This window comes from Acinetobacter sp. LipI_15 (genome assembly GCF_058242865.1).
On the sequence record NZ_JBZAYN010000001.1, the window covers coordinates 1,759,588 to 1,773,695 of the forward strand.

At 39.7% G+C, this 14,108-nt stretch carries 14 protein-coding genes and 1 other RNA gene; 6 read left to right on the forward strand and 9 right to left on the reverse strand.

The window, feature by feature from the left end; genetic code table 11:
* Positions 1–6: 6 nt before the first annotated feature.
* From AC4CU0_RS08455 to AC4CU0_RS08475, 5 genes are all read right to left on the reverse strand, one after another.
* The gene (locus tag AC4CU0_RS08455; RefSeq protein ID WP_490742927.1) at positions 7–1,845 is read right to left on the reverse strand and encodes a sensor histidine kinase; all 1,839 of its coding nucleotides are present in this window, start codon (positions 1,843–1,845) and stop codon (positions 7–9) included.
* A 53-nt stretch (positions 1,846–1,898) separates the two neighbouring features.
* Positions 1,899–2,582: a response regulator transcription factor gene (locus AC4CU0_RS08460; protein WP_078188703.1), complete on the reverse strand. Its 684-nt coding sequence runs from the start codon at positions 2,580–2,582 to the stop codon at positions 1,899–1,901.
* Positions 2,583–2,809: 227 nt separating this feature from the next.
* On the reverse strand, positions 2,810–3,589 hold the full coding sequence (locus AC4CU0_RS08465; protein WP_490742928.1) for a glutathione S-transferase N-terminal domain-containing protein: 780 nt from the start codon (positions 3,587–3,589) through the stop codon (positions 2,810–2,812).
* Between the two features lie 143 nt (positions 3,590–3,732).
* Positions 3,733–4,245 carry a ribonuclease E activity regulator RraA gene (rraA, locus tag AC4CU0_RS08470; RefSeq protein ID WP_168377554.1) on the reverse strand — a complete coding sequence of 171 codons (513 nt, stop codon included), beginning with the start codon at positions 4,243–4,245 and terminating at the stop codon, positions 3,733–3,735.
* Positions 4,246–4,255: 10 nt separating this feature from the next.
* A complete protein-coding gene (locus tag AC4CU0_RS08475) occupies positions 4,256–4,921 on the reverse strand; it encodes an NAD(P)H-binding protein (protein WP_490742929.1) in 666 nt (221 codons plus the stop codon).
* A 215-nt stretch (positions 4,922–5,136) separates the two neighbouring features.
* On the opposite strand from AC4CU0_RS08475, the gene rpsT reads away from it, so the two are divergent.
* A complete protein-coding gene (gene rpsT, locus AC4CU0_RS08480; RefSeq protein WP_078188707.1) occupies positions 5,137–5,403 on the forward strand; it encodes a 30S ribosomal protein S20 in 267 nt (88 codons plus the stop codon).
* Positions 5,404–5,507: 104 nt separating this feature from the next.
* Here the strand turns inward: rpsT and AC4CU0_RS08485 are convergent, their stop codons facing one another.
* Positions 5,508–8,102 carry a M66 family metalloprotease gene (locus AC4CU0_RS08485; protein ID WP_490742930.1) on the reverse strand — a complete coding sequence of 865 codons (2,595 nt, stop codon included), beginning with the start codon at positions 8,100–8,102 and terminating at the stop codon, positions 5,508–5,510.
* A 444-nt stretch (positions 8,103–8,546) separates the two neighbouring features.
* Here AC4CU0_RS08485 and AC4CU0_RS08490 point away from each other — a divergent pair, with 444 nt between their 5' ends.
* Complete coding sequence (locus tag AC4CU0_RS08490) at positions 8,547–8,990, forward strand: hypothetical protein (RefSeq protein WP_078189203.1); 444 nt, start codon at positions 8,547–8,549, stop codon at positions 8,988–8,990.
* 89 nt (positions 8,991–9,079) lie between these two features.
* On the opposite strand, the gene AC4CU0_RS08495 is transcribed toward AC4CU0_RS08490, so the two are convergent.
* Together AC4CU0_RS08495 and AC4CU0_RS08500 are read right to left on the reverse strand one after the other, a co-directional pair.
* A complete protein-coding gene (locus AC4CU0_RS08495; protein ID WP_472584768.1) occupies positions 9,080–9,823 on the reverse strand; it encodes a histidine phosphatase family protein in 744 nt (247 codons plus the stop codon).
* 69 nt (positions 9,824–9,892) lie between these two features.
* Positions 9,893–10,744 (reverse strand): 3'(2'),5'-bisphosphate nucleotidase CysQ family protein, encoded by an 852-nt coding sequence (locus AC4CU0_RS08500; RefSeq protein WP_472584767.1) that lies wholly within the window; start codon positions 10,742–10,744, stop codon positions 9,893–9,895.
* A 13-nt stretch (positions 10,745–10,757) separates the two neighbouring features.
* Here AC4CU0_RS08500 and AC4CU0_RS08505 point away from each other — a divergent pair, with 13 nt between their 5' ends.
* The 4 genes from AC4CU0_RS08505 to AC4CU0_RS08520 all read left to right on the forward strand — a co-directional run bounded on the left by AC4CU0_RS08505 (position 10,758) and on the right by AC4CU0_RS08520 (position 13,806).
* Complete coding sequence (locus AC4CU0_RS08505; RefSeq protein WP_472584766.1) at positions 10,758–11,459, forward strand: HAD-IA family hydrolase; 702 nt, start codon at positions 10,758–10,760, stop codon at positions 11,457–11,459.
* Positions 11,452–11,892, forward strand: coding sequence for an RNA-binding S4 domain-containing protein (locus AC4CU0_RS08510; RefSeq protein WP_168377604.1), 441 nt, complete (start codon positions 11,452–11,454; stop codon positions 11,890–11,892). The genes AC4CU0_RS08505 and AC4CU0_RS08510 overlap by 8 nt, the downstream gene beginning before the upstream one ends.
* 145 nt (positions 11,893–12,037) lie before the next feature.
* Positions 12,038–13,081: a recombinase RecA gene (recA, locus tag AC4CU0_RS08515; protein WP_490742931.1), complete on the forward strand. Its 1,044-nt coding sequence runs from the start codon at positions 12,038–12,040 to the stop codon at positions 13,079–13,081.
* 80 nt (positions 13,082–13,161) lie between these two features.
* On the forward strand, positions 13,162–13,806 hold the full coding sequence (locus AC4CU0_RS08520; protein WP_490742932.1) for a regulatory protein RecX: 645 nt from the start codon (positions 13,162–13,164) through the stop codon (positions 13,804–13,806).
* Positions 13,807–13,913: 107 nt separating this feature from the next.
* Here AC4CU0_RS08520 and ffs read toward each other — a convergent pair.
* Positions 13,914–14,010, reverse strand: an RNA gene (gene ffs, locus AC4CU0_RS08525) — signal recognition particle sRNA small type.
* Between the last annotated feature and the right edge of the window lie 98 nt (positions 14,011–14,108).

Here is a 14,108-nt window from a genome sequence, read left to right on the forward strand (position 1 = left end):
ATATTATTATGCAGCTGATTTTAAATTAATTTCTGTATGAATAATCGTACAGCCTTGCTGAGAATGAATTTTGAAATTTCCGCCTATACGCTCTACACGCATTTTCATACTTCGCATCCCAATACTCATGCCATGATTAGAAACACTCTCAACATCAAAACCGACGCCATCGTCTTCAATGGATAATAACAATGCACCATTCTCGAATTGTGACAGCGTCACATTGACATGATTTGCTTGGCTATGTTTCACAATATTGGTCAGGCTTTCTTCAATCACTCGTATTAAAGTCAGGCACTGAATTGCCGTTGGTTTGATCGCCCACTGCGAAGGAATGCACCATTTGGCATTCATTTCCACTTCATCCATCAACTGGCTAAAGCGATGTCGAACTGGTGCGATCCAGAGCAAAGGTGAATCTGGCACTTTGCTGTCCAAAGATGATCCACTATCAATAATTTGTCTTAAATCATCCCGAAGTAATTTCAACATCGACAAGAACTGTCTATTTGGAATATTACTTTCACATTGGTCAACCAAGATCATCGAGCGCACAATAGATGCGCCCAGACCATCATGCAGATCATGTGATAATTTAATCCGTTCCTGTAAGCGTACATTACTCAGTTCAAGCTGATGTTTATCATTCAAGCTACTGCATAATTCATCACTGACTTTCTGAACTTCAAATGCCAAATCATCATTATATTTTTCAATTTTCTGTATATTCCGATTGAGTCTCGCCCCCAAGATCACCACGATAAATAAGGTAATAATCGGTGAGGTAAATGGAGATAACGGTGTAAAACCATGTTTTGGAAAGAGGGCCAGTACTGTGATGTCTGCAATGACCATCACAATAATCGCAGTCAAACAAAGTGCTAATAAAGTATAATCCCTTCTTCTTTCTTTAAAACTAATCCAGCAAAGATAAATGTAAGTGATAAAAAAGAGGCTGCAATATAATAAGAAAATAAGGCTCGAAATTTCCGCATTTCGCTCAAACGGCCAGATACATACCACACCAATCAGTGCAGCTGTCAGCATGGTAAACGACAGTTCAATGCGTGGAAATTTACGCCCAAGAAAGCGCAAGATATAGATACTAAAACACTGAAAGTACAGCATTGCAAAAATCAGATTGGCTTTGGTGGAAAATATTGAATCTGGGTACGGAAAGGTTTCAGTGGTCAGTGCATTACTGAGAAATAAAATCCACAACACCGTTGAAAGCGCAAACCAGCCAAAACTAGTATCCCGACGTCGCATCAACCAAATAATGAAGCAAATTAGACCCAAGACCCCGGAAAGAAAAATATTTAATTGTAATATGGTTCGACGAGTCCAAGTGGCTTCTTCGGCCTGCTCTATTGTTGCCATGACATTGTTAAATTTCACCGGACCCAAGCCAGCATTTAGACTCGAGTAACCATACACATAGATCAAGGTTTCATTATGATCATGCTTGATTCCACTTATCGGTAAAATCCAATAGCGTGCAACATTCCAACTTTTAGAGACCGGTTCTTGAAGATTTTTATTGGTCCACAGCAAGTCGCCATTCAGAAAGACTGAACCCGTATTAATGATATAATCAATATATAGTGCGATGGGTTCTGCCAAACGCGCATTATTTTTACAGTACCAAGACCAGTCTAATTTATACCAAGCACCACCTTGATAACCCTCCCAGTCTTTATCTTCTTTCCAACGGTCAGGTAATTGCGTGGTTTTCCATCCAGTTCTGGGTAATTCTTGATTGGATGGTGTCTTCACCCGTGAAATGCTATTCACAGTTACATTACATTGATCATTTACAGGGAAAACTTGCTCTGCATGACTCAAGCTCCCCCATACTAAACAGAGGATAAATAAGAAAAAATATCCTCCTTTACGCATTATAGAATACCCATAGATCTTGCTGTACTCACGGCTTTGGTTCGTTTCGTTACGGCTAATTTGCGATAAATATGTTTAATATGGCTTTCTACCGTATAGCGAGAAACAAAAAGCTGTTCAGCAATTTCACGGTTACTCAAACCTTGAGCAACCAAACATAAAATTTCTTTTTCACGACTGGTCAAGAGGTTCAGGTCTGCTTCATCGGCGACTGTTTGTTCTGGACTTGGCGCTTCGGCTTCGGATATTTGTTTAAGGATTTCTCGTGCAATAAATGGGTCAATCGGCGCCCCACCACGTAAAATACTCCGAATAGATAAAAGTACTTCAGCATCATCACGTTCTTTTAATACATAGCCCGTTGCACCTGCTTTAATTGCGGCAAATAAGCTTTCTTGTGTACTCCATGCAGAGACAACCAAGATCATGGTATTACTTTCGAGGGAACGTATTTTTTCAATAATTTCGATACCACTACCATCAGGCAAACCTAAGTCAACTAAGGCTAAGGATATCGGTTGGGTCTCTACGGCTTGAATAGATTCTTTAACATTTTTGGTGAAGATAAGCTCTTCACGCTTATAACCCAGCTCTGTCAAAATTTGACGTAAACGTAATTGAATAATTTCCTCATCTTCAACGACGAGCACCGGTACGGGTAGTATGACTTCTTGTGGTGACATGATTTTACTTCCCCCGAAAAAATGAAATGTCTTTTACATTAATGAGTTTAATCCTTTTAGGATATCCCTATAATTAAGTAAATTTCTTATTTTTTAACAATTTATTCTAATTCAATTGATGCAGCTATGATGCATTTTTCTTCTAATTTTAAATCCATTTAACATTACAATATGTGTATAGCCATCAGTCTGACTATACACTGCACTTAGCTTAAACTTGAGTGAGATTAGCTCAAATATTGCTTCTTCAGATATTTTACAATTTTTTCAGATTCAAAAAGTTCTACACCAGTATTAGGATCTTTCAAATATGGCACTTGAATATTGTTCCCCATGATTTTTAACACTTGTTCACGCTTGCCACCTTTCAGGGGTACATATTTACCAGGTCTTAAGCGCATTACCGCTAATCCCTGATCTTGCCAACGTTCCTTAGCCACATTATGAAAGATATATGCCAATTCCATTTCAGACAATGCGCTACGTACGATACGTGTATATGGACTCGCTTCAAAACCCCATAGTTCTAAGAGTTGACTTGGAGCATCACGATGAATGACTTTACGCTGCACCCACACGCCTTGAGCCCCATTAATTAAGGTTCCAACATAGGCAACATACGGAATTTTAGGATAATTGGCATATTTCTTAGGAGTCTGACCTGTTTTGCCATAATGTTTAAATAGATGATGAATTATTTGCTGAGATTCGTACAAACGATCCCCAGTATTGTCATCCACCAAGAAAGGGAATTGCTGTTTTCCACCTAATTTCTGTACCTCTAAACGGTACTTTTTAGCCCCTTTGGGACATGGGTAAACCTCATAATCCAAATTAAGTGTGGTCAAAACTTCACGCACACGACGGCAATACGGAGAACCTTCAAATTCGTACAGTTTAAGGGCTTTATCAGGTTGTTTGGGATAAGGCGTCCCATTTGTACCTCGTCCGCCCTCTGCTACGCCTGAGAGCAACGCTTGCGCCACTTTTAATTGATGCAACAACATATATTCTTCCTTTCTTCTTTTATTTCGTATTTTTATACAACAGCCGAGAGTCCTCAGCTGAAGTTTGTATTTTTTCCAGATTTATATCGTCGTATATAAGTAAGCAATGCCAACTGATTCCATGACTAAAAACTCAAACCCACTTAAAGAACAACCAATTGCTCTTTTGAAACAACAATGCCGTTATTGTCAGCATAAATAAAATCACCAGACTGAATGTTTACACCACCAAAACTTAATGGAATATCTGTTTCACCCACGCCTTTGCGGTTACTTTTTTGTGGAATCGCAGCCAAAGCATGCACACCTAAATCAAGTTCGGCAATCGCATCAACATCACGCACGCAGCCGTAAATAATGACGCCATTCCAATGATTGTTAACTGCAGATTCAGCAATCATATCACCCATCAAGGCACAGCGCATCGACGCACCACCATCCACAACCAATACTTTACCCGTACCATCGGTTGCCAATAATTCTTTAACACGAGAGTTATCTTCAAAACATTTGACCGTCATCACCTGACCGCCAAAACTTTTTCGTGCACCATAACTTTGAAAGAACTTACCATCCAACGACGGGATCACCACTTGTAATTCTTTATCTGGATGATCATCAAGTAAATCACAGGTGACGAATGGAACTGTAGACACGGTATTTCCCTCATTTAATTGTTAGTATGCGTAAATTATCATAAATCTCGAACTTTTCAGTCTGAGTTTGTGCCGCCTCGACCATAGTATGAGCCACTTGCTGTGCTGTCACTGGCTTAAATTTAAAACGGTCAGGTACAAAATGCGAAAAGCGCATATAAAGTTTCTGTGTCGCATCTTCTAAACGTCGCGATTCATGACGCTCGCCAAGTAACAGCGAAGGTTTTAAAATCGAAAGTTGATTTAACTTTAAGGTTTTTAAATAATATTCCAATTCACCTTTGACTCGATTATAAAAAAACGCGGAATTGGCTTTTGCACCCATTGCACTGACAATGATCAGATGTGTGTCTGTATATTCTAATAATTCAGCGAAATGTGCATTGATGCTAAAATCGATATGATAAAAATGATCTTTAGACCCTGCTTTTTTAATCGTCGAGCCTAAACAACTAAAGGCATGACTATAATCTCGCACATCATCCTGAGTCAGGGAAAGAAAGTCACTGATCACCATTTGTTGAACTTTTGCCAATCCATTCAGTTCATGGTCACGTTGACGTACCACAGCCGTAATATTCTTACATCCTGTATTTTGACTGAGCTGACGAACCAATTCCCGCCCGACCAATCCTGTTGCTCCGATGACAATCGCATTCTCTATACTTTTAGTCATTTTTCATACAATCTCAATCACTTTAGACTAATCTAACGTTTTCTTTAAAATTTTTCTGCATCTAAAATGTTGTCAAAGCATGTCAAGACTTGACTTAAGCGCTTAGTTTAATCACAATATGGCACTTGTTTACGGGCTGGTGATAGTTCTTCTGATGTTGGTTTTCAGATGTAATTTCAGCCCGCCCAGACCAATCTATTTCAAGGAGTGCACGAGTGGCAAACTCTGCTCAAGCAAAAAAACGTGCTCGTCAAAACGTTAAAGCACGTCAACACAACGCAAGCTTACGTTCTATGGTTCGTACTTATCTTAAACGCACAGTAGCTGCTATTGCTGCTGGTGATTATGCTGTCGCTACAGAAGCTTACAAAAAAGCTGTTCCTGTTATCGATCGTATGGCTGATAAAGGCATCATCCATAAAAACAAAGCTGCTCGTCATAAGAGCCGTTTAAATGCACAAGTTAAAGCTTTAGCTAACTAATTTGTTGCGATAAAAAAAGCCCTTTTTAGGGCTTTTTTTGTACCTATAGGTTTTTAAAAGCAAAAAAATAAGGTCCTCGATGGACCTTATTTTCTATTTACAGATTATTTATTAATCAGTTTCATATTCGTCGCTGATAAATATGTCCATAATAAGTTTTGGCTTGCTGTCAAATTTGTCCAACGCTGATTGGCACCATTGGTACAGCTATATCGAATTAAATCCGCACGGTTATTTTGCAAACGTCCCGTATTTAAATCCATACATTGACCACTTTGACGAATCGTTGTAGTCGCAGGGTCCATGGTCCAAATTTGGTTGGTTTGGTTTAACATGCAGCGTTCTAGCGTCACTTTAGCTGAACCACCGTTGCCTGTTATGCATTGATCTGGATTTGACTTGCTGTGTATCCGACCAATCGCATCATATACCCACTGTTCCGATTCGTCCGCAGTACATCCGCTTGGACCACTAATATATAAGTTTAATTTTCCATCGGTTAATGTTTCTGCTTTCAAACAGTTATTACCATTTTTGATCAATGTTGCCTGATCAAACAAACCTTCCTGAGATACTGAAAGCTTTGTCATAAATGCGTCGAGTGCGCTTTGTGCCTCAGGAACTTGATTGGTTAGATCTTGTGCATACACATTCATCCAACGATTTAGTCGGTATGCTGTGTTTTGTTGTGACTCATAACGGGTTAATTGCTGACGCGCCACACTATTCATCAATGACTTGTCATTTTTATATGACTTATACAGCATTTTTTCAGTTGGATTTAGTGCAACAACAGCATTTACAGCTTGCGCTTCCAAAGCACTTTCTAATTGAGGAAGTTCGATAGCACGCAATGCACTATAACCATGCTGACGTCCAATTTTGACGGCTGGCTTGATCGCTGTGCTGTAGACTGGAATATCAATATTTGCTAATAACTTGGCTTCTTCACCTGCTTTTTTACAATACAAATCAACTTTCTGTGGTTGATCTGCCAAAGCTAAATTGACATGCAATTTATTGGCATTACTGCCTAGTCGTACAGGTGCTAAAGCAATATTGTTGACTTTATTCGTGTATTGCACATTCAACCAACATGCAGCTTGGTCTAAGGCCGTATTGGCCGCCGTTAAATCATAAACATTACCCCAGTTTGAACGTGCCGCAGGATATAACAAACCGACTTGATTGACAGGATCATAGCCTCCTAAAATTGTAATGACAGGCTGCCCAAATACACGGGGTCGTGGATAATTTTGATCTGCGTTATACCAAACCGGAGCCGTAGAATTTGGCATCTTCGGTTGAGCGACTTCCATTTCACGAGTGGTTTTGTTCCACTTTTTGTAGCCGGTAGGCGAAGTTTCATCCCAGACATAACGGTCAAAGTGTGGTTGAATTTTCAGGAATGTACTGTAGCCCGTGTAATGCGTATATCGTGATACATTACTATCGGTATATCCGCCAGACATCGCATCTTTACCGTATGGGAACATATTTTTAAAATTAGGGATCCCATTGCTACCATCCCACTTCCATGTCGCCGTCCACGATAAATTACCGCGCATCATATGACGGTTAGCAATATAACCCCATCCACTATCCGCATGGTGTGCAGCCCAAAATAGGTTGTCACCCACCTGACCAGGGTAATGCCCTAAACCATAGTGATGGCCAATTTCATGGCTAAATTCATTCCCTACAGAATCATAAAGTGTCAGCATACCATTACCACCACTCAGGCCATGGGTATGCACACCATTGGCATAGTTCCCCTTTGTATGATGGACAACCACTGTTTGGGTTAATTGTGGCTGGCTCTGGTTGGCCATAGATGCACTGGTAATGCCCCAGTTGGCAAGGTTTATACCGACACTAAAGGTTGATTTACCGACATCTTCACGCATGTCTCCTGCATAAACACCACCATCTCCGGCACTTTTACTGTCATAAATAACACCTGAGGAAACCATTGCACGTGTTAACTGCATATCATCATATTGTGCAACGGTCATTTCTGCTGCAGGAATGGTTTGGAAATAATCGGTACCCGCTTTTTCAGGCTCAAGCAGCATATAGTGACCGGTAGAATTTGGCTTATCTGCCAACATACCAACACGGATATTATTTAAAACCAATTCACCTGGTGCAGCAAAATCGATTTTATCTTCAGCCAATTCACCGCTGACTTTATTTGCATCGATAAATTTTAATCTTAGACCGGGTTTAACTTCATCCCAATTGAGTTTCGTGGTCCACGCGCGTTTACTGTACCAAACATCTGGACGACCTCTTTGCCCACTCTGGTCTGAAACAGGCATTTGCGTCGGATCATCCAATGTCGCGGTACGAATTAAGCGGTTGTTTTGATAGATTTCTACTTTGAGTTGCTTGATGTTTTGCATATCAAGTGTTGGCGTCACGATAAGCAGCGCTTCTTTTTCACTGGTTAACCGTGGCATTTTCTTGGCTTCGTTCGCATTCGGATCGACAACATGACTTTGACCAAATTGAACTTGAGCTGAAAAGCTGCCGACTAAATCATTTCGTATTTCACGAACAGCATCATTGGCATCGTAGTCATAAAAACCAATGCTTGTTTCATCCACAATATCTTGGGTTGGTTCTGGATAACTGGCAGTTGATGCAGAGCCACCTGAACTATCACCACCGCCTCCACCACCACAAGCAACTAACATTAATGACACAATACAAATTGATAATTTGTTATATGAAAAATCTATCACACTTTTCACTACTATTCCCCAATTAGCCACAATAAAATTAAATAAAGAGACTTACATAAAATATATAAATCAATAATTTACAACAAAGTTAATGCTATTTTCTTTTTTTTAATCATTCAATTGCCGTGTTTTGTCACTTATTAACAATTCAAATAAAATCTAAATATTTTCTATTGGTAGAATCATTATTAATGTGACAGGTATTTCACTTTTCAACAAAAATTAAGATGTAGACCTGTTAATACAATCGTATATTCTCGACAGAAATTGTCTGGATATTTTTAGAAAGTTTGTAAATAAAAATTTTAAGAAATGGTTTAATCCCATATATTTTTTATGGTATTTTAATTTTCATCCTAGACAGCCATTGCTGTACAAATGAAAAGAGGGATAAAAATGTCGATTAACCAATTTTTGCCATCATTAGAAAAATTTGCAGAAGCAGAACATCAATATATTGAATATTTTACATCGAAAGGTGAAAAAGACATTTTAGGTAAAGTCATTTCAAATATGAAATCGACCGCTGAGATTCAAGCCTCTCAAGGCGTAGACTCATGGTTAGCATATGGCGTGTATTTACCTGCTGTAGAACGCATCTTTGCGCTACATCAAGGTGAAACAGAAGCTGAATTTTTTGAACGCACACAATATCCCGTTGAACTCGTGCAAGCATATAGCATTAAAGATCATGACATTGCGACATTGATTGCTGCAGACAAATACAGTCGAATCCACCAACAGCATCTCCCTGTCAATACTAGCCGCTGGCCTTATAGTGACGACGGTTCAAGTATTGATTTAAATCAGTACCCTGCGCGAATTAAAGCCAATATTTAATCTTTTATTTAGTGAAATATTGAAGCAGATAAAAAAGGCATCCATTTATAGGATGCCTTTTTTAAATTTTTTATTATTAGCAAAATTTCTTAAAGTTGTTGTTCAGCTTGCTGAAATTCACGAATATTTAATTCATTTAGTTCACCACGCCAAATCCATTTCAGTTTAGATTCAAGGAATACATCTCCTTCAAACCAAACAAATAAACCTTCCATCATTTTCGGCCAGTCTTCACGTGTCACGATATTTTTACCTGAAATAATGGCAAGAATTGCAGCCAAAATCGTGTCATGACTCACCGCTAGACTCAGCCCATAATCATTGGTTGGATGAGTGTTGTAAATCAACTCCAATACATCTACTACCCCATGAATGGGTTGTTTCATACCCGGCAAAGCATTATTTACAAAACTATTGATAAAGCCTAAAGCACCTTGCTTTTGAAAGTATGGTCCTGCTTTTTTAATATCAAGCACAAAACTCCCCGGCTCGACCAATAATCCTTGTTCAATGATCTCGATATGGTGGGTATTCGGTTCAATCGTGACGTTATCTGCACCTTGAATCATCAATGCTGCCGTATCCACACAGCGCTGAATTGGACTCGAAATACAGTGTTGAATGACACGATCGGTATTTTCAACCAAATAGCTGCCCCACGCTTCGGCTAAATCACGTCCTTGATGCGTCAGTTGCAAGTCATAACCGGCCAAGCCTTGTCCTTGTACAACTTCACGAATGGAATGACGTGTAAACAATGTTACAGGCGTCTTTTCAACCGGCAATAAGTCTATTGCTTTCAGCATACTAGGAGGGAGCAAATCTAGGGCCATAATTGACAGTTCTTAAATGCAGGAGATTTAACGGAGTGTGCTGACACTATAGCATGAACCCAATTTAGCTCAAGTTTTGTCAAGCATGTTTGCCAAAGCATTTAAGGCCAATTCTTTCATTTCGGCATTTTTAAATGCAATAAATCCACCATTTAACAAAGTCGTGCGCTGGTTATATAGAAATGCGCGACCTTTAAAATCAACCAAACCACCACCAATACGCTCGATTAAACATTGTCCAGCGCTCGTATCCCATTCACAAGTCGGATGAAAACGCGGATAAATATCCACTCGATCTTCTAACATCATACAAAACTTATATGCACTACCAGCATGGTAGGCCTGATAAGGAGTGAGTTTTTCTAAAGCGTCTAGATAGTCCGTATAAATCGGCTTATTTTTGGCACTTTGACTCAAGCCAACGTGTACGACATTCTCTGCAGAGGTTTCAACATATTCATACCATGTAGTTGACTGGCTATCATATTTCAGCGGCAGTCCCTCAAAGGGGCAAATATATACACTATATTCCCCCGGGATCGCCAATATGGCAAAGGTGGTATTGGCGCCATCAACCAAACTCAAATTAATGGTAAATTCAGGTCTTTTATGTAAAAACTCTTTGGTACCATCCAAAGGATCAAGCAGCCAAAATTTTTGCCATTGCATACGCTCTGACTTATCACCTTCTTCTGACAATACAGGCAAGTTAGAAACTACGGATAATGCTTGGGTAATATAGCTATTTGCACGATAGTCAGCTTGCGTTACAGGTGAATCATCACTTTTACGTTCCACATCAAAATCTGCACCTGAGCAATAACGCTGATATTCTTCTCGCAAAATTTCGCAAGCTTGTGTCACAATGGGAACCAACTGCAAAATCAGTGGGTCTTGCGGTGCTGTTGTTGTTTTAAACATAGAATACCTTTATATGCCAAATTACTCAGAAAAGCCGACGATCATCTTTGATATGGACGGTACTTTACTCGATCTTGCTTATGATGATTTTATCTGGAATGAGCTGCTGCCAATTCGCTATGCTGAACAGCATCAGTGCTCACTCGAACAAAGCAAGCAAACGCTATTTAGTTTTTATCAACAGCATAATCATACCCTAAAATGGTACTCCTCTCGCTTTTGGACGTCACAAGTTGGCGTTGATGTTCTGGAAATGCAAATAGAACAAAAAGCCAAAGTAGCTAAACGCAAAGGCTGCATCGAGCTGCTTACCTATCTTAAGGAAAATGGCTATCCTATTTGGCTTGCGACCAATGCCGACTTTGCAGGCTTACAATTCAAACTCGAAGAAACCGGTCTTCGTGATTATTTTGATGTTATCGTCAGTTCAGAAACTCTCGGTCATGCCAAAGAGTTTATTGAGTTTTGGCAAATATTAGCAAGCAAACATTCCTTCTATGCAAAAAACTGTTACTTCATTGATGACACAGAAAAAGTGCTCAATGGTGCAAAACTTTTTGGGATTGAACAGCTCTATTCGATTCAGCAGCCGTCATCTGCCAAAGCGCCTCGCGAGACTTGCAATTATCCAATGCTGTCCGCATTAACAGATTTAATCCCTATTTTAGAAGCTCAAACGACTGAGCAAGCCGAGGAACAGAAAAAATATGCGTAAATCAAATCTAGCCGAAGATGCGGTTGGTATGCGTATAGACAAATGGTTGTGGGCTGCACGTTTTTTTAAGACACGCTCTATTGCCAAAAATGCGATTGAAGGCGGTAAAGTTCATCATAATGGCGAACGCGTTAAAGTTTCTCGTGAAGTTCGTGTAGGCATGGAATTAACCATTGCTCAAGGCCTTGAGAAAAAAACTGTGGTAGTGAAAGCGCTGTCGGATGTTCGTGGGCCAGCCCCAACCGCTCAGCTGCTTTATGATGAAACTGAGGTCAGTATTGCAAAACGGGAATTGCTCGCATCGCAAAGAAAGTTGCATAATCTAGCTCGGCCAGATCATCGACCAAGTAAAAAAGATCGTCGAGATATTGGTAAATTTAAAAGAGAAAATGATCAACAGTTTGACCAGCAATGGTCTTATAATGATGATTAAGTTAAAGCGTCACAACATGTCGCACCTGTTGTGATTTTCATAGAACAAAAGGATGATTTCTGTCACTATACCCTCGTGGAACAGATTTAAACTGAATACATCCACTTGAGTATATTGTTTCGTGACATCGTATTGAGGTTGTAAGATGGATGATAATAAAAGCAAGGCGTTAAATGCGGCCTTAAGCCAAATTGAAAAGCAGTTTGGTAAAAACACCGTTATGCGTCTTGGTGATAACACCGTACAGGCAGTTGAAGCTGTCTCTACAGGTTCTTTAACATTAGATATCGCACTAGGTATTGGTGGTTTGCCTAAAGGTCGTATCGTAGAAATCTACGGTCCTGAATCTTCTGGTAAAACGACTATGACATTACAAGCTATTGCACAATGTCAGAAAGCTGGCGGTACTTGTGCATTCATCGATGCTGAACATGCATTAGACCCTCAATACGCACGTAAACTTGGCGTAGATATTGATAACTTACTTGTTTCACAGCCAGACAATGGTGAACAAGCACTTGAAATTGCAGACATGCTGGTACGTTCAGGTGCCATTGACCTGATCGTTGTCGACTCGGTCGCTGCACTGACCCCTCGCGCCGAAATTGAAGGCGAAATGGGTGACTCACACATGGGCTTACAAGCTCGCCTGATGAGCCAAGCACTGCGTAAAATTACCGGTAATGCGAAACGTTCGAACTGTATGGTGATCTTCATTAACCAAATCCGTATGAAGATTGGTGTAATGTTTGGTAGCCCAGAAACCACAACTGGTGGTAATGCACTTAAATTCTATGCATCTGTACGTTTAGATATCCGCCGTATTGGTCAAGTGAAAGAAGGCGACGAGATCATTGGTTCAGAAACCAAAGTGAAAGTTGTGAAAAACAAAATGGCTCCTCCATTCCGTGAAGCGATTTTCCAAATTCTTTACGGTAAAGGTGTAAACCATTTAGGTGAGCTTGTTGACCTCGCTGTACAACAAGAAATTGTTCAAAAAGCAGGTGCATGGTATTCATACCAAGGTGACAAGATTGGTCAAGGTAAAAACAATACCATTCGCCACTTAGAAGAACACCCTGAACTTGCACAAACCATTGAAAAACTGATTCGTGAACAACTTCTGACTACAGGTACAGCACCTGTAGAAGACAAAGATGAAGAAGAACCAGACTTTTTAGATGCTTAATCACAGCATGTTTTAAAAGCAGACGAAACGCCCTACGGGGCGTTTTGTTTTGCATTCAAAATTTGTATTAAAATGACCCCATGACTAAAGACCATTTTCCACTCTTGCTCGACTACGAAGCACTAAAACAACAGTTTGCAGAAGCTGAAGAACCCACCTGCGTAAATCATACTGCACAAACTGACATTCAGCATGACAATGCTTCGGTGATCGATCACACTGCGTTGCATTTTGATGCCAATGGTAAAGATGTTCATGCTGAAAAAAAACCAGGACTGCGCGGCTCTCGTCTACGCTCGTACGCCTTTGCAGTACTCACACGTAAAGAATACTCAAAAGCGGATTTAATCGAGAAATTAGCACTATATGCGGATAGTCGTGAAGAAGTCATACACTTGGTGGAAGAACTCGCACGTGAGAACTATCAAAGCGATCAGCGTGTAGCAGAAATGCTGTTGTCGAGTCAAAAGCGTAAAGGTAAAGGCCCCAACCGTATAAAGCTCGCGTTAAAAAATAAAAAAGTAGACAGTGAATTAATTCAGGATGAATTAAAAGAAACAGATTGGGTCGCCGAAGCCTACCAGCTCAAGATCAAAAAATTTGGCAAAGCTGTTGAACATGATCCAAAACAAAAAGCCAAACAAATACGTTTTTTACAATATCGAGGCTTTGATCTCGATACGATTTTTAAAGTGATTGCACGTAGAGAATTTGATGACGAATAACAAAGATATAGATCTAAATAAAGAATTAATAAAACTAAAATAAAGAAGAATTTAGGATTGAAAAAATAAGAGGAAGTTAAATTTATTATTATTGAAACTGGTGGCAACCCTACCAGCAAGACTTCGGCACATCATATTTCTACTACCGTTGCTACCTTCCGGTCCTGGCGGGGTTTGTAGAGTACAATTGCGAAGTAACCGGCAGGGCTACCATTGCAAGAACAGAGTATAGAGATTTTTAATAAACATGCAAGACTAAAACAGAGAATTCCTGAGTAGAAAATACTGTTTGATTATTTATA

What these genes read in the sequence shown, in the direction of transcription:
- AC4CU0_RS08495 (WP_472584768.1), bottom strand. Translation starts at nt 9,823, where the DNA reads ATGGCCCTAGATTTGCTCCCTCCTAGTATGCTGAAAGCAATAGACTTA.
- AC4CU0_RS08490 (WP_078189203.1), top strand. Translation starts at nt 8,547, where the DNA reads ATGTCGATTAACCAATTTTTGCCATCATTAGAAAAATTTGCAGAAGCA.
- AC4CU0_RS08460 (WP_078188703.1), bottom strand. Translation starts at nt 2,582, where the DNA reads ATGTCACCACAAGAAGTCATACTACCCGTACCGGTGCTCGTCGTTGAA.
- AC4CU0_RS08520 (WP_490742932.1), top strand. Translation starts at nt 13,162, where the DNA reads ATGACTAAAGACCATTTTCCACTCTTGCTCGACTACGAAGCACTAAAA.
- AC4CU0_RS08505 (WP_472584766.1), top strand. Translation starts at nt 10,758, where the DNA reads ATGCCAAATTACTCAGAAAAGCCGACGATCATCTTTGATATGGACGGT.
- AC4CU0_RS08485 (WP_490742930.1), bottom strand. Translation starts at nt 8,102, where the DNA reads ATGTTAGTTGCTTGTGGTGGTGGAGGCGGTGGTGATAGTTCAGGTGGC.
- recA (WP_490742931.1), top strand. Translation starts at nt 12,038, where the DNA reads ATGGATGATAATAAAAGCAAGGCGTTAAATGCGGCCTTAAGCCAAATT.
- AC4CU0_RS08500 (WP_472584767.1), bottom strand. Translation starts at nt 10,744, where the DNA reads ATGTTTAAAACAACAACAGCACCGCAAGACCCACTGATTTTGCAGTTG.
- AC4CU0_RS08475 (WP_490742929.1), bottom strand. Translation starts at nt 4,921, where the DNA reads ATGACTAAAAGTATAGAGAATGCGATTGTCATCGGAGCAACAGGATTG.
- AC4CU0_RS08510 (WP_168377604.1), top strand. Translation starts at nt 11,452, where the DNA reads ATGCGTAAATCAAATCTAGCCGAAGATGCGGTTGGTATGCGTATAGAC.
- AC4CU0_RS08465 (WP_490742928.1), bottom strand. Translation starts at nt 3,589, where the DNA reads ATGTTGTTGCATCAATTAAAAGTGGCGCAAGCGTTGCTCTCAGGCGTA.